General features: G+C 38.0%; 20 protein-coding genes. 5 read left to right on the top strand and 15 right to left on the bottom strand.

Annotated elements, in window-relative coordinates; all coding sequences use genetic code 11:
• Positions 1 to 37 precede the first annotated feature (37 nt).
• Together dnaB and G504_RS0111325 are read left to right on the top strand one after the other, a co-directional pair.
• Positions 38 to 1,591, top strand: a complete 1,554-nt coding sequence (gene dnaB / locus G504_RS0111330; RefSeq protein WP_019670299.1) for a replicative DNA helicase — start codon at positions 38 to 40, stop codon at positions 1,589 to 1,591.
• A 109-nt stretch (positions 1,592 to 1,700) separates the two neighbouring features.
• Positions 1,701 to 2,888, top strand: a complete 1,188-nt coding sequence (locus G504_RS0111325; RefSeq protein WP_394330230.1) for an asparagine synthetase B — start codon at positions 1,701 to 1,703, stop codon at positions 2,886 to 2,888.
• Here the strand turns inward: G504_RS0111325 and G504_RS0111320 are convergent.
• The gene (locus tag G504_RS0111320; RefSeq protein ID WP_019670297.1) at positions 2,885 to 3,688 is read right to left on the bottom strand and encodes an HAD family hydrolase; all 804 of its coding nucleotides are present in this window, start codon (positions 3,686 to 3,688) and stop codon (positions 2,885 to 2,887) included. The genes G504_RS0111325 and G504_RS0111320 overlap by 4 nt on opposite strands.
• Positions 3,689 to 3,771: 83 nt before the next feature.
• On the opposite strand from G504_RS0111320, the gene G504_RS0111315 reads away from it, so the two are divergent.
• On the top strand, positions 3,772 to 4,194 hold the full coding sequence (locus G504_RS0111315) for a secondary thiamine-phosphate synthase enzyme YjbQ (protein ID WP_019670296.1): 423 nt from the start codon (positions 3,772 to 3,774) through the stop codon (positions 4,192 to 4,194).
• 67 nt (positions 4,195 to 4,261) lie between these two features.
• On the opposite strand, the gene rplT is transcribed toward G504_RS0111315, so the two are convergent.
• From rplT to G504_RS0111290, 5 genes are all read right to left on the bottom strand, one after another.
• Positions 4,262 to 4,606 carry a 50S ribosomal protein L20 gene (rplT, locus tag G504_RS0111310; protein WP_019670295.1) on the bottom strand — a complete coding sequence of 115 codons (345 nt, stop codon included), beginning with the start codon at positions 4,604 to 4,606 and terminating at the stop codon, positions 4,262 to 4,264.
• 100 nt (positions 4,607 to 4,706) lie between these two features.
• Positions 4,707 to 4,904 (bottom strand): 50S ribosomal protein L35, encoded by a 198-nt coding sequence (gene rpmI, locus G504_RS0111305; RefSeq protein WP_019670294.1) that lies wholly within the window; start codon positions 4,902 to 4,904, stop codon positions 4,707 to 4,709.
• A gap of 38 nt (positions 4,905 to 4,942) precedes the next feature.
• A complete protein-coding gene (gene infC / locus G504_RS0111300; RefSeq protein WP_083930748.1) occupies positions 4,943 to 5,497 on the bottom strand; it encodes a translation initiation factor IF-3 in 555 nt (184 codons plus the stop codon).
• A 28-nt stretch (positions 5,498 to 5,525) separates the two neighbouring features.
• Positions 5,526 to 7,466: a threonine--tRNA ligase gene (thrS, locus tag G504_RS0111295; RefSeq protein ID WP_019670292.1), complete on the bottom strand. Its 1,941-nt coding sequence runs from the start codon at positions 7,464 to 7,466 to the stop codon at positions 5,526 to 5,528.
• Between the two features lie 109 nt (positions 7,467 to 7,575).
• On the bottom strand, positions 7,576 to 7,803 hold the full coding sequence (locus G504_RS0111290) for a DUF6095 family protein (protein WP_019670291.1): 228 nt from the start codon (positions 7,801 to 7,803) through the stop codon (positions 7,576 to 7,578).
• 155 nt (positions 7,804 to 7,958) lie between these two features.
• Here G504_RS0111290 and G504_RS0111285 point away from each other — a divergent pair, with 155 nt between their 5' ends.
• Positions 7,959 to 9,095 carry a glycerate kinase gene (locus tag G504_RS0111285; protein WP_019670290.1) on the top strand — a complete coding sequence of 379 codons (1,137 nt, stop codon included), beginning with the start codon at positions 7,959 to 7,961 and terminating at the stop codon, positions 9,093 to 9,095.
• 53 nt (positions 9,096 to 9,148) lie between these two features.
• Here the strand turns inward: G504_RS0111285 and G504_RS0111280 are convergent, their stop codons facing one another.
• The 9 genes from G504_RS0111280 to G504_RS20135 all read right to left on the bottom strand — a co-directional run bounded on the left by G504_RS0111280 (position 9,149) and on the right by G504_RS20135 (position 21,464).
• Positions 9,149 to 10,039: a DUF4249 family protein gene (locus G504_RS0111280; protein WP_019670289.1), complete on the bottom strand. Its 891-nt coding sequence runs from the start codon at positions 10,037 to 10,039 to the stop codon at positions 9,149 to 9,151.
• A gap of 7 nt (positions 10,040 to 10,046) precedes the next feature.
• Positions 10,047 to 12,449, bottom strand: a complete 2,403-nt coding sequence (locus G504_RS0111275) for a TonB-dependent receptor (protein ID WP_019670288.1) — start codon at positions 12,447 to 12,449, stop codon at positions 10,047 to 10,049.
• A 120-nt stretch (positions 12,450 to 12,569) separates the two neighbouring features.
• Positions 12,570 to 14,789, bottom strand: coding sequence for an NADP-dependent isocitrate dehydrogenase (locus G504_RS0111270; protein WP_019670287.1), 2,220 nt, complete (start codon positions 14,787 to 14,789; stop codon positions 12,570 to 12,572).
• Between the two features lie 760 nt (positions 14,790 to 15,549).
• A complete protein-coding gene (locus tag G504_RS0111265) occupies positions 15,550 to 16,878 on the bottom strand; it encodes a carboxypeptidase-like regulatory domain-containing protein (RefSeq protein ID WP_019670286.1) in 1,329 nt (442 codons plus the stop codon).
• Positions 16,879 to 17,182: 304 nt separating this feature from the next.
• Entirely contained in the window at positions 17,183 to 17,992 is an 810-nt protein-coding gene (locus G504_RS18610) for an inositol oxygenase family protein (protein WP_157473261.1), read from the bottom strand.
• Position 17,993: 1 nt separating this feature from the next.
• Positions 17,994 to 19,592: a solute:sodium symporter family transporter gene (locus G504_RS0111250; protein WP_157473258.1), complete on the bottom strand. Its 1,599-nt coding sequence runs from the start codon at positions 19,590 to 19,592 to the stop codon at positions 17,994 to 17,996.
• 148 nt (positions 19,593 to 19,740) lie between these two features.
• The gene (locus G504_RS0111245) at positions 19,741 to 20,337 is read right to left on the bottom strand and encodes a DinB family protein (protein ID WP_019670282.1); all 597 of its coding nucleotides are present in this window, start codon (positions 20,335 to 20,337) and stop codon (positions 19,741 to 19,743) included.
• A 12-nt stretch (positions 20,338 to 20,349) separates the two neighbouring features.
• Positions 20,350 to 21,207 carry an alpha/beta hydrolase gene (locus G504_RS0111240; RefSeq protein WP_026348527.1) on the bottom strand — a complete coding sequence of 286 codons (858 nt, stop codon included), beginning with the start codon at positions 21,205 to 21,207 and terminating at the stop codon, positions 20,350 to 20,352.
• Positions 21,208 to 21,245: 38 nt separating this feature from the next.
• The gene (locus G504_RS20135; RefSeq protein ID WP_019670280.1) at positions 21,246 to 21,464 is read right to left on the bottom strand and encodes an anion permease; all 219 of its coding nucleotides are present in this window, start codon (positions 21,462 to 21,464) and stop codon (positions 21,246 to 21,248) included.
• Between G504_RS20135 and G504_RS19880 the strand changes: the two genes are divergently transcribed.
• Complete coding sequence (locus G504_RS19880) at positions 21,400 to 21,672, top strand: hypothetical protein (protein ID WP_205619666.1); 273 nt, start codon at positions 21,400 to 21,402, stop codon at positions 21,670 to 21,672. The two genes, G504_RS20135 and G504_RS19880, sit on opposite strands and share 65 nt — an antisense overlap.
• The last annotated feature ends 22 nt before the right edge of the window (positions 21,673 to 21,694 follow it).

The following is a 21,694-nucleotide window of genomic DNA, read 5'->3' as shown; positions in this document are numbered from 1 at the left end:
AAAGTTAACTAAAGGTTAATTGTATATTTTTACACACATGGAAAAACCAAGTCCAATTATTGGTCGTAAAATAGGCAAGCCAGCAATCATCAATCTCGAGAAGGGTAAAATACCACCCCAAGCTGTTGATTTAGAGGAAGTTGTGCTTGGCGCAATGATGATTGATAAAAAAGGTGTGGATGAGGTTATTGATATTTTACATCCGGATGCATTTTATAAAGATGCGCATCGATATATCTATGAGGCTATCTTTAAATTGTTCGAAAGTTCGGAACCTGTGGATTTATTAACCGTTTCAAGCCAACTCCGGAAGGATGAGCAACTTGAGGCCGTTGGAGGAGATTTTTATTTAATAAAATTAACCCAAAAAGTAGCTTCTTCAGCTCATATTGAGTTCCATGCAAGGATTATTCTTCAAAAATATATTCAACGTAGTCTGATTAAAATTTCAAGTGAAATTATTGAGGATGCATATACTGATTCTACAGATGTTTTTGATCTCCTTGATAATGCAGAGGCTAAATTATATGAAGTTACCCAGGGAAATTTAAAGCGTTCTGCTGAAACAGCTCAAAACCTGGTGATTCAGGCCAAAAAGAAAATTGAGGAAATATCCAATAAGGATGGTTTAAGTGGTATTCCTTCTGGTTTTGATAAAGTAGACCGGCTCACTTCCGGATGGCAACCAAGTGATTTGGTGATTATTGCAGCAAGGCCGGGTATGGGTAAAACCGCGCTCACACTATCCATGGCAAGGAATATGGCAGTCAATTCCAATATCCCGGTAGCCTTTTTCTCTTTGGAAATGTCTTCTGTACAATTGATTACCAGGCTAATATCTTCCGAAACGGGTTTACCTTCAGAAAAACTTAGGACCGGAAGACTGGAAAAACATGAATGGGAACAATTGAATGTAAAAGTAAAAGCACTTGAGAAAGCTCCTTTATTCATTGATGATACCCCATCCCTATCCATTTTTGATCTCAGGGCAAAGGCAAGAAGATTGGCATCACAGCACAAAATTAAATTAATTGTACTGGATTATTTGCAACTAATGACTGCCGGCGGCAGCCAAAAAGGCGGAAATAGGGAACAGGAGATTTCAACGATTTCCAGAAACTTAAAAGCACTGGCAAAAGAATTAAATGTCCCGGTAATTGCTTTGTCCCAGTTGTCCAGGGCGGTAGAAACGCGGGGAGGTAGCAAAAGGCCAATTTTATCTGATCTCAGGGAATCCGGTGCTATTGAGCAGGATGCCGATATCGTTTCCTTTATATATCGCCCGGAATATTACAAAATTGATGAATGGGATGATGAAGAGCGAACACCAACTCAGGGCCAGGCAGAATTTATAGTAGCTAAACACAGGAATGGCGGATTAGATAATATTAGGTTAAAGTTCATTGCACAACTGGGTAAATTTGATAACTTGGATGACTTTGATTCACCATTTGAGTTTCAGTCAAAGATGAATATAGATGGGGATAATCCATTCATAGCTAAAAACCTTCCCGGTGCGGAAGAAGCTATTGGAAGTACTATGAATGATGATTCTGATTTAGACCCGGATGATAATGATGTACCTTTTTAATACCTGCTGCTCCAATTTCAGAAAGCATAAGACTGCAACCTTTCTGTTGTTGGTTCTATCTCTTTTAGTAGCTTCTTTTCAAGCCAAAGCCTCTGCAATTCTAATCCCAATGGACGCGGAGAGTCAGGAGAACCACTTAAAAGCTTATGGTATTACTTACTGGGTATTGACCAAACAACAAAAAGTTCAATGGCTTTTAAATTATAGGGGAGGGTCATTTTTATTGCCTGATGGCGAATCTATCCGGAAAGAGTGCCAGATAAGGGGGGTAAGCTTCGAAATTTTGTCGGACGGACAAACCCAATCCATTCTGGATGGTATAAGTAGTCCGTCAAAAAATCAGGAAGCAGTAGTACTGGAGAAAGCACCAAAAATAGCGGTTTACTCACCCAAGAACAATCAGCCGTGGGATGATGCGGTAACGATGGCGTTGACTTATGCGGAAATTCCCTATATCACTATATATGACGAAGAAGTATTAGATAATAAACTTGTTTTATATGACTGGCTTCACTTACATCATGAAGATTTTACCGGACAATATGGTAAATTTTATGGGGCTTACAGGGCTGCCCCCTGGTATATTGAAGGTAAACAGGAGGCAGAGGCCTTGGCGGCAAAGCTTGGATACAATAAGGTTTCAGAGGAAAAAAGAGCTGTTGCACTTAAAATAAGGAATTATGTAATAGGCGGAGGATTTATGTTTGCAATGTGCTCTGCAACAGATAGTTTTGATATATCGCTTGCAGCCGACGGCGTTGATATTTGTGAACCAATGTTTGATGGGGATCCTTCGGATGCTAACTATCAAAGCAGGCTGGACTTCAATAAAACCTTTGCCTTTACAAATTTTACATTAGAGCGAAATCCATTGCGTTATGAATTTTCTTCCATTGATATGACAAGCAAGCGGAGTAATGTTGCACGCGAGACAGATTATTTTAGTTTAATGGATTTTTCAGCAAAGTGGGATCCTGTTCCAACCATGCTCTGCCAGAATCACACTTCTTTGATAAAGGGATTTATGGGCCAGACAACTGCTTTTGAAAGAAACGAAGTAAAACCTACCGTACTGATTTTGGGTGAAAATAAAATAAACGGAGAAGCCCGTTATATACATGGTATAAAAGGGAAAGGGTTTTTTACTTTTTACGGTGGGCACGATCCGGAGGACTACCAGCATAGGGTAGGGGATCCTAAAACTGAGTTGGAACTTCATCCAAATTCTCCCGGCTATCGACTAATTTTAAACAACGTATTGTTTCCGGCAGCGCGCAAGAAGAAACAAAAGACCTAGTTTTTATCTTTAATTAGTTTTTTAAGGATATGCTCTACTCCAAAATTATCATTACTTAAGGTAGTATAATTAGCAGATCTTAGGACATTTGGGTGTGCATTAGCCATGGCAAAACTATATTTTGCAAGCGCAAGCATTTCCAGGTCATTGTTATAGTCACCAAAAACAAGAGTTTCTTCGGGGCCAATACTATATTTTTCCTGTATTTTCTGTAATGCAAAACCTTTATGTGCATTTATATGAGATAAATCTACCCAGTTTTCGCCAGATACTTTTATCTTGAATTTACCTTCAAGGTGTTTCACTGACGGATATATATGTTTTTCTGAACCCTCATAGTGATATACGGCAATTTTCATCACCTCGTTCTCAAACTTTTGCAAATCTTCAATAATTGAATATTTGGTATAATACTCTTTCAATGTATTGATAAATCTTGGAGATTCACCAAGAATATAAGCATTGTGTTTGCCACATAATACAGGATGGGCTCCTTCAATCTTTTCCAAAATGCTCAGGATGGTATTCTTTGAAATTGAATCCAAGGGGGTTGAAATCAGTTCCTGATCATTCTGTATAGCCAGTCCACCGTTCTCCGCGATTATAATTATCTCATTTTCAATCGGGCTAAGTTTATCAGCAATACTATTGTATTGGCGGCCACTGGCTGCAACAAAAAGGATTTCCCTTTTCCTTAATTCCCCGTATAATTCAAAAAAAAGAGGGCTTACTTCATGTCTGGAATTCAAAAGTGTTCCATCCATATCCGTTACCACCATTTTTATTTTAGATAAATCCATATTTCGTGCTGTTGTGGGCAAAGGTATTTTTTATGTGTAAATTACAAGTAACTTTCACAAAGTTTTACATAATATAAACGGCCATGAAAATTTACCAAAAGGAAATAAGATTAAGACCTTATAAACGAGGTTTTCATTTAATTACGGAGACTATCAAAGAAAATTTTCCGGAAATACGGGGAATTAAGATGGGGTTCCTCAATGTGTTCATAAAACATACATCTGCAAGTTTAACTATTAATGAAAATGCGGACGCTACGGTACGTTCAGATTTTGAAGCACATATGAATACCATGGTACCTGAAGATGCCCCTTATTATAGACATACTTTTGAAGGTTCCGACGATATGCCTGCACATATTAAAGCGTCGCTTATGGGATCTTCAATTCAAATTCCGATTAGCGGCGGACGATTAAATCTGGGTATTTGGCAGGGAATTTATTTATGCGAACATAGAAATAGCGCTTCGGGCCGTAGTTTAGTCCTTAGCTGTTTTGGAAGTTAACCCTTTTAAAGGAATATAAAAAAAAGCCCTGATGGTTATCATCAGGGCTTTGAAGCGAGAGTTTTTTCTATTTTACCTTATCCACAACGGCTTTAAAGGCATCCGGGTGGTTCATTGCCAAATCTGCCAGAACTTTTCTGTTAAGTTCTATATTATTGGCTTTAACCTTACCCATGAATTGTGAGTAAGACATTCCATGCAGCCTTGCGCCCGCATTAATACGCGTGATCCATAGTGCACGGAAATTTCTTTTCTTATTTCTACGGTCCCTATAAGCATATACCATTGCTTTTTCAACCGCATTTTTAGCTACTGTCCAGACGTTTTTACGTCTCCCGAAGTAACCTTTGGCTTGCTTCATTACCTTTTTTCTTCTGGCTCTGGAAGCTACTGAATTTACTGATCTTGGCATTTTTTACATTTGTTTTTGTAGTAGGCGGTTCGTAGAATAATTCCAGAAACACTTTTATTGGCCCAACTCCATGGTTAATACTGATTACCCAAAGGACAGTTTATTTTAAACCTAATTGTCCTTTAATATTTGCTACATCGGAATCGTGTACCAATGTGGCATGTGTTAGCTTAAGCTTTCGCTTTTTAGACTTCTTTGTCAAAATGTGACTCTTAAAAGCGTGCTTTCTTTTGATTTTGCCAGAGCCTGTAAGCTTAAAACGCTTTTTGGCACTGGATTTTGTTTTGATCTTAGGCATTTTTCCTATTTGTTTATTAATCTCGCTTCTTTTCTTTCTTATTTTTTCGTCTTAGGCGCTATGAACATTGTCATTCGCTTTCCTTCAAGCCTTGGCATCTGCTCTACCTTGCCAAATTCTTCCAGCTCCTGTGCCAGCTTTAACAAGAGAATTTCTCCTTTGTCCTTATAAACTATAGATCTTCCTTTAAAAAAAACGTATGCCTTTAATTTAGCCCCGTCTTTCAGAAACTTTTCAGCATGTTTCTTTTTAAATTCATAATCGTGATCATCGGTATTAGGGCCAAATCTAATCTCTTTAATGATTACTTTGGTGGCTTTCGCCTTCATTACCTTTTCTCGCTTTTTTTGCTCGTAAAGGAATTTTTTATAATCAATTACTTTACAAACCGGCGGATCCGCTTTTGGTGAAATTTCCACCAAATCCAGACCTTGCTCTTCGGCCAGAACAATTGCTTTAGCAATGGGATATATACCCACTTCAACGTTATCACCAACCAAACGAATACTTGGTGCAGTAATTTTTTCATTGATATTATGAGGGTTCTTGTTTTCCCTCCTGGGTTGGGGCCTAAATCTTCTTCGTATTGCTATGGCTTATATTTTTAATTAAACTTTACTATTAAAACGACTTTAATGTACTACTTATTTCCTTTTCGACCAAGTTTGCAAATTCTTTTATACTTAGCATGCCCAGGTCTTCACCTCCGTGCTTGCGCACCGAAATTGTATTTTGTTCCTCTTCATTTTCACCTACAATCAGCATATACGGTATTTTATTCATTTCTGCCTCCCGTATTTTCTTACCTACAGTCTCGTTCCTAACATCAACGAGCGCGCGAATTTCGTGATTTTCCAAGGAATTTAAAACTTTTTCGGCATATTTTTCATGTTTCTCACTTACCGGCAGCAGAATAGCCTGATCCGGGGTAAGCCATAATGGAAAATTTCCTCCGGTATGTTCAAGTAACAAGGCCACAAATCGCTCCATGCTGCCAAACGGTGCCCTGTGAATCATTACGGGTCTGTGTTCCGCATTATCACTGCCTTTATAGGTGAGTTCAAAGCGTTCCGGCAGGTTATAGTCGACCTGAATTGTCCCCAATTGCCAATTTCTGCCTAAGGCATCTTTGACCATGAAATCTAATTTTGGTCCATAAAAGGCGGCTTCACCTTTTTCAACGACGAAATTTAAATTTTTTTCTTCAGCGGCATTAAGGATTGCTTTTTCTGCCTTTTCCCAGTTTTCAATAGAACCAATATATTTTTCTGGCTTTTCCGGATCTCGCAGGGAAACCTGAGCGATAAAATTATCAAAGCCCAGAGAACCTAAAACATACAGAGAAAGGTCTATTACATTAATAAATTCCTGATGCAACTGATCTGGTGTGCAGAATATATGAGCATCATCCTGTGTAAAACCTCTTACCCGAGTAAGTCCATGCAGTTCGCCACTTTGTTCGTATCGATAAACCGTTCCAAATTCGGCAAACCGTTTGGGAAGTTCCCTATAGCTCAACGGTTTGGAATTGAATATTTCACAATGGTGAGGGCAATTCATTGGTTTTAATAAAAACTCCTCATCTTCCTTAGGGGTATGAATAGGTTGAAAACTATCTTCCCCATATTTATCATAATGTCCGGAAGTAACATACAATTCTTTTTGCCCAATATGTGGTGTAATCACCATTTCGTAACCCGCCTTTTTTTGAGCGCTCTTCAGAAAATTTTCAAGACGTTCTCTTAAAGCAGCTCCTTTTGGAAGCCATAATGGCAAACCTTGTCCTACTTTTTGAGAAAACGTAAATAATTCCAATTCTTTACCTAATTTCCTGTGATCTCTTTTCCTGGCTTCTTCAAGTAATTCCAGATATTCCGTTAGTTCTTTTTGTTTTGGAAATGAAATTCCATAAACCCGGGTAAGCTGCGTTTTATTCTCATCGCCACGCCAGTAGGCGCCGGCAACATTCATTATTTTAATGGCCTTAACAATGCCTGTATTTGGGATATGCCCACCCCTGCATAAATCGGTAAAAGTATCATGATCACAAAAGGTAATAGTGCCATCCTCGAGATTTTCTATTAACTCTACCTTGTATTCATTGTGCTGGTCTTTATAAAATTTTAAAGCATCTTTCTTGGAAACAGAACGCATTTTAAAGTCGTGTTTTCCACGGGCAATTTCAAGAGCTTTTTGTTCAATGGCCGGAAAATCTTTTTCAGAAATTGAATGCTCTCCAAAATCGACATCGTAATAAAACCCGTTTTCAATTGCAGGTCCAATTGTGAGTTTTATACCAGGGTATAACTCTTCCAGTGCCTGTGCTATAATATGTGAGGAAGAGTGCCAAAATGCTTTTTTTCCTTCTGGATTGCTCCAGGTGTAAAGGACAAGTTTACCATCCTCTTTCAATGAAGAAGCGGTTTCCACCACCTTATCATTAAATTTTGCAGAAATAACATTCCTTGCTAAACCTTCGCTGATGCTTTTAGCCACATCTAAGGGAGTTATGCCTTTTTCATACTCTTTAACTGACCCGTCTGGGAGTGTTATTTTAATCATATACCGGTATGAGGATTTAAGTTTGCAAAGATAGCATCTTAGGAATATGAAGGCAAAATATAGCTAAATGATTTTTATAAGATTAAAAACCCTGATTCCTATGGATTAGTTATTTGTTTCTCGTAAAGATACCGTCCATTAAAACCTTAATACTATAAAAGCCCAGAGCTATAGCTGCAATCGCTAATATAAAACCTAAGACTAGTACAGGTATATAAAATGAATGTTCGGTGTTTTTGAATGCCTGAAATAATACAATCGGGGCTGTAAACATGAGCACCAGTGTATAGGCAAGGTATTTTACCCCTTTAATCAATAATTCTTTGTTCGTTTTCATAATTGGCCTCTGCCTGATTGTCCTGGTTAAAAATAAGAATATTACGGTATATTTATACAGAGGGGGATTTAGTAGTTAGCTAAATATATTTCCATAGGATATCAAATCAATAATTGGTGGGCCTAATTGGATTATTAAAATCATAATTAAAGTGTATGAATTTTCTATTGGTACCGGATAAATTTAAGGGCTCTCTTAGCGCAAAACAGGTTGTAGCGGCAATAAGCAGCGCAATTTCAGATATATACCCGCAGGCTCATGTATACAGTGTTTCCGCCTCCGATGGAGGTGATGGATTTCTTGATTCGGTGAGATCCTATGTAGAACTGGAAACCATAAAAACTGCTACAACAGACCCTTTAGGAAGAAAAATCAGCACGGAATATTTAATAAACCCCCAAACAGGTGAGGCGTATATAGAACTTGCCAAAGCATCAGGAATGGAATTATTAAGTGATGAGCAACGCAATCCAATGCTAACCTCAACTACAGGTACGGGGATTCAAATAAGAGATGCCATTTTAAACGGCGCTGATAAAATATATATTGGTCTGGGGGGTAGTGCAACTAACGAGGCGGGTTTGGGAATAGCGACGGCATGTGGTTTTTCGTTTCTGGATGAATATGGGAATTCGCTAAAACCAATAGGTAAAAATTTATCAAAGATTAGTAGTATAAAACCATCAAAATTCCTGAAAGAGTATAAAAATTTAAAGATTTATGCCATTAACGATGTGGACAACCCATTATTCGGACCTAAGGGGGCAGCCTGGGTTTATGCAGCCCAGAAGGGTGCGAATAATGAAGAGGCAGAGTTTCTGGACAATGGATTGAAACAGCTGCATACTATTGTAAAAGCGGAAATGGAAAAGGATTACGCCGATATACCCGGATCGGGAGCTGCAGGTGGCACAGCTTATGGTTTAAAGACGTTTTTAAATGCGGATTATATTAGCGGTACGGATTTCATTTTCAAACTGGCTGGGATTGATAAACTTATAGAAACCAATTCCATAGATTACATTATTACCGGGGAAGGGAAAATTGATGAACAGACCTTAAGGGGAAAATTAATACATGGGGTATGCCAATTAGGGAAAAATTACAACATACCGGTAATTGTAGTTTGTGGCGTATCAGAGGTAAATAAAAAACAACTTAAAGTGATGGGCAATGTAGAGGTAATAGAAATTCGTGATACCTCAAAGCCACTTTCCTATAGCATTGAAAATGCTTCTGCTTTAATTGAATTAGGAATGGCTAAATTTTTAAAGAATCGGATAAAAGATTAGAATTGAATTAAAAGGGTAAGCTTATCAGGGGTGAAGTAAAAGCGTAATTATTCTTACTGAATAACCAGGGTGTCCTTGTATTCCTGAACGATCGCAAAATATCCCAGAGGAAATACATTGGGTTGCCCAACATTATCCGATATATCTATATTGTCTATATCGGTAATGTCAAACACATTTCCCCGAACAGTCGCTACCGGGGTGGCAAAAATTCCGGCATCATTATTGGTTTGCTCAATAAGGAGATTCATATAGTTAAAAAAGGTCTTATCTGCACCCATAAGTCCAATTTCAAGTTCCGTATCAGGTTCAAAAGTTTGATCATAGAAGTATGAAAAACTAAATTGTTGTCCTTTGTAAAATTTATCTTCTGTTACCAGAAATTCACTAAAACCAAAGTCCAAAAGATAAAAGCTTTCCCTCTCAGGATCATCCGTAAAGGTTACTATTACTTCTGTTTCATCATCACTGAACAGTGTTTCATCTCCCTGAATTAAAGAATCTATTGGTACTGATGGTACATATTCTGTCGTGGCCAGATATAGCCTGCCATCATGCCTGATTAACAGGTTAAAAACCAAGTTCCTGTCTAATATGCTGGTAGGTATTCTTTGATCTGATGAAAAATTGGGATCCGGAGTGTAAATACCGGATCCCGGAATTTCTTCCGCTAAATTGGAAAAACCTGAATTTATTATTATTCCATCTTCATACTCATCATACTGAATTAATACACTTTCTGCCGAAGTTGGTGTATTATTATTAAAAAAATCGCTGCTTAAAGATAATTTTACCTCCACAGGAATATATGGTTCATCTATATCAACCCGTATCAGAGCATCCACAATTAACCTTGGTGCCTCAGTGGGAACCTCCACGTCTATGACTTCTTCACAGGCAACATTTAGTACAAAAACCGCTAAGAGATAGATGAATTTTTTCATGGTCAGCTTAAAATTTAAAATTATAGGTTACTGAAGGAACAATACCAAAAATAGAAGTACGTACCGCTTCATTGACTCCTGTATCCTGGTTTTCTCTGAAATTTATAGAAGCTGCATTCATACGATTATAGACGTTATAAAGGCTGAACACCCACTCGGATTTCCAGTTTCTCCCTTCATTTTTCTTTGGGGTTAAGGTTGCTGATATATCCAGTCTATGATAGTCAGGTAAACGCTCCGTATTTCGCAAGCCATAATACGGAACTACAATTCCCTGAAACTCAAATTGCCCTACCGGGTAATTTGTGGGCTGTCCGGTTTGATAGACAAAATTACTATTGAAAGTCCACTTCTTATTTAGATTATAACTTCCGTAAACAGAAATATCATGTGTTTTATCATAAGGAGTGCTATACCATTCCCCCAGATTAATACCAGTTTCCTGATTAGACCTGCCGGTATCTTCAACAGCAGGTCTGCCGGGAGTTCTTTGTTCTGAGCGTGATAGGGTATAGGCAAGCCATCCCTGAAACTTCCCCTGATTTTTTCTAAAAAGCAACTCCAAACCATATGCCCGGGCAGAACCATTTAAAATTACCTGCTCAATTGCATTATTGGCAATTAAGTTTGCGCCATCGATATAATCTATTCTATTTTGAATGTCTTTATAAAAGACTTCAGTCTCAAAGGAATAATCACCGCTTTTTATGTTTCTAAAATATCCAAGTGCGTATTGATCCAACAGCTGTGGTTTAACAAAAGGACCGCTGGGAGTCCAGACATCCAGGGGAGTAGGTGAACTGGTATTTGATAGCAGGTGAAGGTATTGGGCAAGTCTTGTATAACTGGCTTTAAACGAATTATCCGGATTTAGAGTGTAAGCCAGTGAAACGCGCGGTTCCAGATTTGCAAATGTGGCCAGAGTTTCTCCCCGATCCGGATTTATGGTTCCAATGGGTTCTGCTTCTCTGTAGATAAGCAGAAAGGGATCAAAAATAACCGGGTTGTTATTTTCGTAAACATTCAATTCCTCCTGACCCAGTCTCATGAAATAACTAAACCTTAAGCCATATTGTAGACTTAGTTTTTCTGTTATGTCCTGTTCTACGCCCAAATAGGCGGCAAATTCATTGGCATATTTTTCAATGAGTTGTTCTTCTACAATTCCGGATTCCGGACTGTTTGGAACTATTTTCCCCGGATTGAATTTATAATAGATATTATTTAAGCCATAATTAAGTTGAAATTTTTCGCTCAGATAATGTTTAAAGTCATATTTGACATTAAAATTCTTAATTCCGGAATTCCATTCAAACCCTACAAAATCAAGCTCCAGACCATAGTAATAATCAGAATAGATCAACGAGAGGTTAGAGAATAATTTATTGGAAAAAAGATGGTTCCAGCGAAAGTTAACTACACTGTTACCATAGGTATTTACAAAATTATTGGAGATGCTAAAAACATCACGACCAAAATAACCCGAAAGGTAAATACTGTTCCTTTCATTTATCTTGTAATTTAACTTGGTATTGAGATCATAGAAATAGGCTTTGTTATCAACATCAACCAAAGGAAGAAATAAATGAGCGTAGGAGGCTCTGCCGCCTATTAAAAAGGCAGCTTTATCTTTTACTATTGGACCTTCTGCCAATAACCTGCTTGCTACCGCCCCTATGCCGCCGGTCATATGAAATTTATTGCTATTACCTTCTTTTTGAAATATTTCAAGTACTGAAGAAACACGTCCACCATACCTGGCAGGAATACCCCCTTTAAATAATTTTACATCCTTTATGGCATCCGGATTAAAAACGGAGAAAAACCCAAATAAGTGGGAAGAGTTAAAAATCGTGGCTTCATCCAGTAATATGAGGTTCTGATCTGCGGCTCCGCCTCGCACGTTAAAACCTGAAGAGGCCTCTCCGGCACTGGTAACGCCAGGCAAAAGGAGCAGTGATTTTATTACATCTGCTTCACCTAAAATAACAGGGATTTTTTTTATGGTTTGAATAGATAATGCATTCACACTCATTTGGGGCTTTCGAATATTTATTTTCTCCACATCTTCAGTTACCACAACTTCTTCGAGTTGTTCAACCTCTTCAAACATTTCAAAATTCAATCTGAGGTTTTTTGTAAGTGATATGGTTTGTACTATGTCCTGGTATCCTAAATAACTCAGCCTGATTTGATACGTTCCTTCCGGCAGGGTTAAGGAGTAGAAACCATAATCATTTGTGGTAACACCGGTATTCAGATCGGGTACTAGTAAAGTAACTCCTATTAAGGTTTCATTACTTGAAGCTTCTGTTACTGTTCCATTTATTGTAAATCTTTGTTGAGAAAAGAGCGCTATAGAGCATAGAAAGAAAAAGGTTATTACGAATTTTCGTAATGGTTGGGTCATAAAAGCAATTTTAACCAAAAATATGGATTAAGAATAAAATCAAATCATTGTTAACAGTAATTTAAAAAAAGAGACCCCAACTAAAATTGTTGAGGTCTATTAATTTATTGCTGAATTATGTCAAATCTGTTCCAATAAAGAATTTAAGGTTTTACTGGGCCTCATAGCGCTTTTTATAAGCATGGGATCTGGCTTATAGTATCCGCCAATATCCTGAGGGCTTCCTTGAGCATTAATTAATTCTTCCTCAATTTGCCTGCAATTTTTTTCAAGTGAATAATATAGTGCTGTAAATGTAGTTTTAAGTTCATTATCTTCTTGCTGACTGGCAAGAGCCTTAGCCCAATAGAGACCTAAGTAGAAATGACTTCCTCTCGTATCCAATTCACCTACTTTTCTTGAAGGGGATTTATCCTTATCTAAAAATTCTTCGGTAGCTTCATCCAATGCTTTGGCCAGAACCAATGCTTTGGGATTGCTATTTTTATTTCCATAAAAGTCAAGAGATACGCTTAACGCCAAAAATTCGCCTAATGAATCCCACCTCAGGTGACCTTCTTCAAGGAATTGTTCCACATGTTTTGGGGCAGAACCCCCGGCTCCGGTTTCAAATAACCCACCTCCATTCATTAAGGGCACAATAGAAAGCATTTTTGCACTGGTTCCAACTTCAAGAATAGGGAACAAGTCTGTTAAATAATCTCTCAGCACATTACCCGATACTGAGATCGTATCTTTTCCTTGTACAATCCGGTTGAGTGTAAATTTTGTGGCTTCTATAGGCGATAATATTCTGATATCCAAACCTGAAGTATCACTTTCAGGAAGATATTTGTTTACTTTTTTAATAAGTTCGGCATCGTGAGCACGCTCTTTATCCAGCCAAAATACAGCAGGTGTATTTGAAGCTCTTGCCCTTGACACTGCAAGTTTTACCCAATCCTGAATAGGTGCATCCTTAACCTGGCACATTCTCCATATGTCGCCTTTTTCAACCTTATGATTCAAAAGTTCCTCCCCGGTTAAATTATCGATAACACTAACAATACCATCTTTTTTTATTTCGAAGGTTTTGTCATGGGAGCCATATTCCTCTGCCTTCTGGGCCATTAGGCCCACATTGGGTACAGTACCCATGGTGCGCGGATCAAAAGCACCATTCTTTTTGCAAAAATCTATAGTAGCCTGGTAGATACCCGCATAGCTGCTGTCAGGGATTATAGCTTTTGTGTCCTGCAGTTTTCCATCCTTATTCCACATCCGGCCTGAAGTACGTATCATAGCGGGCATGGATGCATCAATAATGATGTCGCTTGGTACATGAAGGTTGGTAATTCCTTTTTCGGAATTTACCATGGCAAGATCAGGACCATCTTGAATCGCCTTTGTTATATCTTCCTCAATTTCTGTTCTTTTATTCTCCGGAAGATTTTTTAATTTTTCGAATAACACTTCGAGGCCATCATTAGAACTGATGCCAATTTCCTCAAAAAGGGCTGAATATTTTTTAAATACATCCGCAAAATAGACCTCCATCACATGACCAAAGATAATAGGGTCCGAAACTTTCATCATAGTAGCCTTGAGATGAACTGAGAATAGTACTCCCTTTTTCCTGGCATCTGCCAGCTGCTCCTTTAAAAACTCAAGAAGCGCAGATTTACTAAGGACGGTTGCATCGATTATTTCACCTTGCAGCAAGGATACCTTTTCTTTTAAAATACTTACGGAACCATCCGTAGCCTTCAAAACTATGTTAACATCGCCGGCTTTTTCAATAGTAAGTGATTTTTCATTAGACCTAAAGTCACCATGGCCCATTGTGGCCACATGTGTTTTCGAATTGGCATGCCAGGCACCCATAGAATGCGGGTTTTTCTTCGCATAATTCTTTACAGGCACGGGGGCTCTTCGATCAGAATTACCCTCTCGCAGCACAGGATTTACCGCACTACCTTTAATTCGATCATATCTGGACTTAATCTCAAAATCCTTATCACTTTTGGGTTCATCCGGGTAATCGGGTAGGTTGTAACCTTTACTTTGCAGTTCTTGGATTGCCTCTTTTAATTGGGGTATTGACGCACTGATATTAGGAAGCTTTATTATGTTCGCTTCTGGAGTTTTTGCCAGGTTGCCCAGCTCAGTCAGGTCATCCGGGATTTGCTGATTATCTTCCAAGAAATCCGGGAAAACTGCTAATACCCTTCCTGCTAACGAAATGTCTTTTAATTCGATGACTACACCTGAGGTCTTGGTATATGCTTTTACAATTGGTAAGAATGATTGGGTGGCCAGGGCAGGCGCTTCATCAGTTTTGGTGTAAATAATTTTTGGCATAGATTGAAATAGATTGATTAAAGCGCAGCAAATATACAATATTAAGGTATCATTAAACACCAGATTATCAAACTTTGGCCCATATATCGAAGTGGTGTATTCTTAAATAAAAAAGGCAGGAAATTTTATATAGGGAGGATATAAAAACAAAAGCCATATCGTTGTACAAGTACAATGACATGGCTTTCTAGAAATAGCTAGCAAACTTTTTGTTCTGCACCGTAGTACAGGACTGCAACCATTGATTGCATTTGACTAACTACATCAACGTTTGAAACTTTCTATGTTCTTAATTTTTCAACCAAGCAACATAATGAAGGTATCTTCTTATCGTTTTAATTCACTTATCTTAAACACAAAGCCGAAGCTCTATATTTAACGCAAACGAATCCACATAAGTCCGGAAAACTACAGCCTTCCTTCATCATGCTCGTCTTGCAATTAAAATCTGATAATAAATTACCCTATTTCAATTTTAAAACTAAACAATAATATAAAGAACGTCAACTTTATAATGGTTCTAATGACTTACCCTAGACAGGTATGACCCTTAAACCATGATATAAATATAATGCATTTTTCAAAAGAATTCAAAATTTATAAGAATTTAAAAATCAACATGTTATGAACCTATTTTATAAACAATTGTTGATAAGTATCAAGATCAAAGTCTTTGTGTTGAAAGATATTCAGCCTGTCAATTAAACAGCAATCGGCCCCTGGTGGAGGCCGATTTATTTAAGAAATGTTTTTGGCAATTTTAAGGAGCAGATTCTCCGCCTTCAGTCTTAGACTTTTTTAATTGTCGTTGAATTTTTTTAATAGCAGATTCAATAGACTTTTCAGGTTCTATAATATTGTATTCTCCCCAGAAATCCGGATCTGAAAATCCAACGGCTGCATCACTAAGTATAATAGACGATTTTAGTCTGTCTTTAGCTTTCGGAAGTTCACCGGCAAGATTCTTTTCCCAGTCCGTTACGGCCATTTCACAGCTCATGCTATAAACTGAGTTAAAAAGTTTTTTATCCCAATTGATTTTAAATTCCAATAATGCATTGCTATAGCCATAATACCATTTTCCATCTTTTTCTCTATAATCCACTCTATAGGCAATATCTGTTGGATATACCCGGGCATTGTGGGGTTTTTTTCTGACAAACATTTTACTGGCCAGTTCTTTATCTGTAATATTTAAAGAATATATGGCGCTGGTAAGTATCTTTTTTTCAGCATCAATAAATAATTGGCCTTTATAAAGAGGGTCATAAATATCCGGACGCTGTTTAAATCCTATTACATAAATCAATTTATCATTGATCCTTGTAGATCTTTCAAAAGTAAAATTATAATCTTCCATGGTAACCTCATTAAAGATATATTCCGGGTATTTCATGATATCAACATAAAGAGCATTAAACGGGCCACCCTGAAGTTTCAAAGCTACTGTATCTAATTTGCTGTAATCCGTACTTTTTCTGGCCTTGTAAAGCTGCACCGCATCCTTTTGTCCGGTCGTATATGGGGATTTATATATGTTCACCACGGCCTCTGAAAGCGATACATTTTTCCTTCGTTTTTTAATGGTTTCCCTGTAAAATGCTGTCATAAGTGTGGGATCGTCAAAGTAATTCTCACCTTTTTTTCTAAGCGTTTCCCGTACAAGGGCTCTTGCACTTTTTGGAATAACGACATTTACCTCATCCAATTCGGTTACGGAGACCATCAAAGCAATCCTGTTATTGTTTTCCTTCAATTGCTCCAAAGGAATTGAAGAAGATTTATAACCCAAATAGCCGACCAGGACATTTCCTTGTTTGATGCTGGTAGGTATTTTTAATAAAAATTTCCCTTCCGTATTTGTTATAGTGCTGATGTTGGTTCCTTCCAAAGTTAAAGTAGCAAAGACAAGGGGGTTGTTGTTGTTCGCATCAACTACCTCTCCTCTGAATTGATTGAAAGATGTTTCTTCCTGGACGTCTTCCTGGAAGAAAGTGGCTGCGTGAATATTTGTTGGAATTCCTATTAGCAACATAATCCCTGCGGTAATCGCTAAAAGAATATTGCTAAATTTTACGTTCTGTTTCATGTTATAGCTTTTTTTATTTGGGTTGATTGCAAAAATACAACCCAATTCATTCTAATTTAATGATTTTGATCATCTTATATTGTTAATATATCATAAAAATTATCTAAAGAATGTAAAAGGTTTAATTCCCCGCAGACAGTCCATACCCGAACAGAGTAAGTTTTATTTCAACTGCTTTGGGCGGACTTTCCAATGCATTTACTTCGAATTTGGACGAAGAAATCAGTTATACCGATTATTTATATAAAACCTTGAAATTTGTTGTTATGGATTTGGCTTTATTCGGGAATCCTTTTTCCTTTTTTTACCAGTAAATTGGGTCGGTTCCAAGATACTTTTGAGCTATAGGTAAATAATAGGCCTTAATCTCTTCGAGATCATAGGTCTTATTGCATTTAGTGTAAAGATCGTATTTATTGAAATCTCGTATCCAATTTAAATATTCCTTGTCTTTGCCAGAGAGTAAAGAGCCATAGCTTTCTCCGGTATGCCATGGGTAAAAGGAATGGAACCTGATCATGGCCATCCCTGCTTCTGGTATTGAATTGCTTTTGTGGTTTTTTAAGACCTGAAACAGATATTCATCATGCCCCCAGGCTAAAGTAAGATTATCCAGACCGCAATGCTTTTCATATATTCCTAATTCAGAATTATACCTGGTATCCTTCATATCCGGATTTAGCTCATTGAATTCAGGATAAACACAGGATTCCGGAAGTGCACAGCCAACCACAAAAACATCACCAACCATTCCCCATTGTTCATTCTGGCTGGTTCCGTCTTCATCACTTCCCCATAAAAACATTACTTTCCCCAAATCATGAATGAGTCCAACCAATTGCATCCAGTCTGGCCGGTTGTCCTCTCTTATTGCTTCGGCACTTTGAATAAGATGTTGCACATTGGGCAGATCCAAATCCGGATCACTAACATCAATAAGGTCATTTAAATGGCCCATTGCATCCCAGAGATCCATGGGTTTGTCAAACTTCAAATATTTTCTTTGCATCCGCTGTACATATTCAAAGGTCTGCCTTTCGCGCATTTTACGATAATGGTCCCGAACGGCTGCGTTTACAGCTATATCCTTATAATTTCTGAATACTTTTTCCATATTAGACATTTCCCAGTAAAAGGTACAAAATAATGGTGAATACTACCAAAAACAAGCTAAACGGTCCTGCAAATTTCCATGGCTTAAGGTTTATTAATCCCGCATCCTTAATCACAAATATTTCTTTATTCGGAATAAACCGTGATACCAAAAGCATTATACCAATATTAAGTACAAATTCTATCCCCCAAATATGAACAAAATGCAGATCAACTTCCAGGATAAAGTAACTTAAAATATAAAATAGCAAACCAAAGAGCAAGCCGGCCTTAGCTCCTGTGGCTGAGACCTTGGGCAATAAAAAGCCTGCAATAATTACGCTGGCAATTGGGATGAAAAATATGCCGTTAAGTTGTTGCAGGAGTTGGTAAAGTCCTTCTGGAGCATTGGCCACAAAGGGAGCTATTCCAATAGCGAAGACGGCAAGTATGGCTGAAGTCCATTTGCCTATATTTACGAGTCTTTTTTCGGTTGCATTTTTTTGAATATACCGCTTAAAAATACCAAGGCTAAAAACTGTCGCAGCACTATTTAAAGCACTGTTGAACGTAGTGAGTATTGCCCCCATCATAACGGCTACAAAGAATCCGGTTAGCCAGGCAGGTAAAACCATTTTTACCAGGTTGGGATAAACACTGTCCGGATTGTTATAAAATTCATCCCCAAAATAATAAAACCCTATAAGCCCCGGAAGTACTATTATCAGAGGAACCAGGATTTTCAGTAACCCTGTAAACAGCAACCCTTTTTGTGCTTCTTTAAGGCTAACCGCCCCAAGTACCTTTTGGATAATTGACTGGTGCATGGTCCAGAAATAAATCTGGTTCAACATCAATCCTGTAAAAATTACTTCGAAAGGTAATATTGCAGTTCTCGATCCGGGCCCAATGCCCGTTTCTCTGCTAATAATATTAAATTTACCAGGGTTTTTTTTAAATACCATACTAATACCCTCGGCAAGATTTCCATCGCCAATACTCCAGAGGGCCAAAATAGGAACAAGCAACCCGGCCACTAGTAAACCAAAACCATTTATAGTATCTGTGTAGGCGACCATCTTAAGGCCACCAAATATGGCATAGATGGCGCCAATTCCTCCAACAACCAGTATGGTAATCCATATACCTTCTTTTTGGCTGACATTTAATAGTTCGGATATTTCAAAAATGGCCTCGATATTTAAGGCCCCGGTATATAGGACTATAGGCAGCAGCGTAGCCACAAATGATATAATAAGCAACAATGCAATAAGAGTTCTTGTTAGGCCATCAAACCGTTTTTCCAAAAATTCCGGAATGGTTGTCAGGCCCATTTTTAGGTACCGGGGTGCAAAATATAAAGCTGCAATTACCAGAGCCAATGCCGATGTCACCTCCCATGCAATTATAATGGCACCGTTTTTATAGGCAGAGCCATTCATCCCAACAAGGTGCTCGGTAGAAATATTTGTCAGTAGTAAGGACCCTGCAATGACTACTCCTGTAAGTGATCTGCCTCCCAGAAAATAACCGTCTTTGGTATTTAATTTATCCTGTCGAAGTTTCCAGGTGGCATAAAGGGCAACAAAGCCTGTGAAGAGTATAAAAGTGAGTAATGTCATTGCTTTAAAAATAAGCAATAGCATTCAAATGCAAATGGCCGCTGCTAACAAAATGGTAAAAGGGCGTAAACATTCTCTTTTTATTGGATAAATCCTGTCAGAGAATTGGAGGAAATATAAAATGCTATTTCTGTTTAATCTCAAATAATTACTCGGATCGCCTTTCACCTGCAAACACATTTACTTTGGGATCAATTGGGTTGCCCGCAGCTCTTCTTAAAGCTACAATCTGACCGCAATGCCATACGGCATCCTCAATAGGACCGTTTATTTGATTCCAGAAAGGATTATTAAATGTGCCTGATTTGGTTTTAAAGATTATTGGATGTTCATTCAGATCTTCAGCATTACCTAAAATTTCGCTGGCTTTCTTAAAATTTAACAAAGTGCGCTTTCTTTTTTCCTGGAAAGAAAGTGGTTTTTCACCGGGCTGTGTTCTGTCATTTATTTCTTTTATGGCGGAGTTGTAAACAACTCGGGATAGGTTATATATGTGATCGAGGGTTTCGTCAATAGTTCTATTGCTTTCTGAAGGCTTATATGCCAGGTCCTCAGCGTTCAATCCTTCAGTTGCCCAAAAATACCTGAATCCCAAACCATCTATCATACGGGCAACCACGGTTCCCGGGGTATAACTATCCGGATAGTCCGGAATCTGGTAGTATGGGATGTCCTGAGGGTTCTTTTCCTGTGCATTCATAACCGTAATTAAAAATAAGGCCATAAGGGTATTTTTTATCTTCATATTCTTACTTTTTTAATACTGATGGAATGCGTCTGATACAAATTCCAGAACAACAGGAAGCGACTCTCTCCAATAGGTCCAGCTATGGCTGCCATTACGAACCCGGTATTCATGGGGGATATCTTTTTTCCTCATTGCGATATGCACAAGACTGTTTCCTTCATACAGAAAATCATCATCCCCACAATCAATAAACCATCTGACTGATTTAATTTCTTCTGCGGGCATAGATTCTACCAGTGAAATGGCATTGTGATTTTCAAAATAGGCCTTAACTTGTTCTTCTGGCAAGGATTCTCCTCTATCTTTTAACCTTTCTTTGAATTTATCTATTGTAAGAGAACCAACAGACGCACTTAAAGGGCAAGAAGAAGAAAATAACTCCGGATGATGCAAGGCGTACATAAAAGAACCGCCACCACCCATGGAGAGACCGGCTATTGCACGAAATCTTTTCTCTCCTTTTATACGATACGTAGATTCCACATAGGGTATAAGCTCTTCAAAAAAGAAATCTTCATAGCGCCATTCTCCCATGTTAAAATATCCACGCTTACCGGTATTTGCATCTGGCATTACTATGATCATAGGAGTTGCTTTGCCTTCGCTAATGGCTTTATCTGTAATATGTAAAACTTCACCGAATTGAACCCAACCAGTTTGATCATCACCTCCGCCGTGCAGTAAATAGAGTACCGGATAACTTCTTTTAGAGGAATCATAATCCGGTGGTAAGTAAATCGCAAATTTTCTTTCGCTTTTTAAAATTTTACTGGTCATTGTAAGCTCGTCCAGTACAGTCCCCTGTTGACTAAATGCGAATGTGCTAATTAAGAGATAAAGGGATAAAAGAAGAATTTTATTTTTCACTTGATTTATTTTTTAGTCATGATTATTTATTTGCCAAACTATGCCCATTCCGGGAAAACACCTTCTCTTGTGTCACAAATAAAGATACCAAAATAATATGTTAATACTGATACCAAAATAATCCCAATGATATTAAGGAAAAATCCGGTTTTCGCCATTTCAATTACGGAAATGCGTTTACTTCCATAAACTATGGCATTGGGCGGCGTGGCAACTGGCAGCATAAATGCCACGAGACCTTCAATGGCCGGAAGCATAAAGAGCAGGGGGTTGGGTTCTATGCTGACTACAAGTACCGCCAGAATGGGCTATAGGGTTTCTACAGTTGCCATATTGGAGGTGATTTTAGTCAAAAAAGTGATAGGGAAACAGATGCATAGAATTAGAAGGAGAGGGTATTCAGCGATAAATTTTCTGCCTGTTGGCATGGGTTTACTTTTTTATACTAATTTATACATTGATTAACGAATTGGTAATTCTTAAGCTA

Origin of the sequence: Eudoraea adriatica DSM 19308 (assembly GCF_000382125.1) — a bacterium.
GTDB classification, from domain to species: Bacteria; Bacteroidota; Bacteroidia; order Flavobacteriales; family Flavobacteriaceae; genus Eudoraea; species Eudoraea adriatica.
This window is presented reverse-complemented; position numbering and strand designations above follow the sequence as displayed.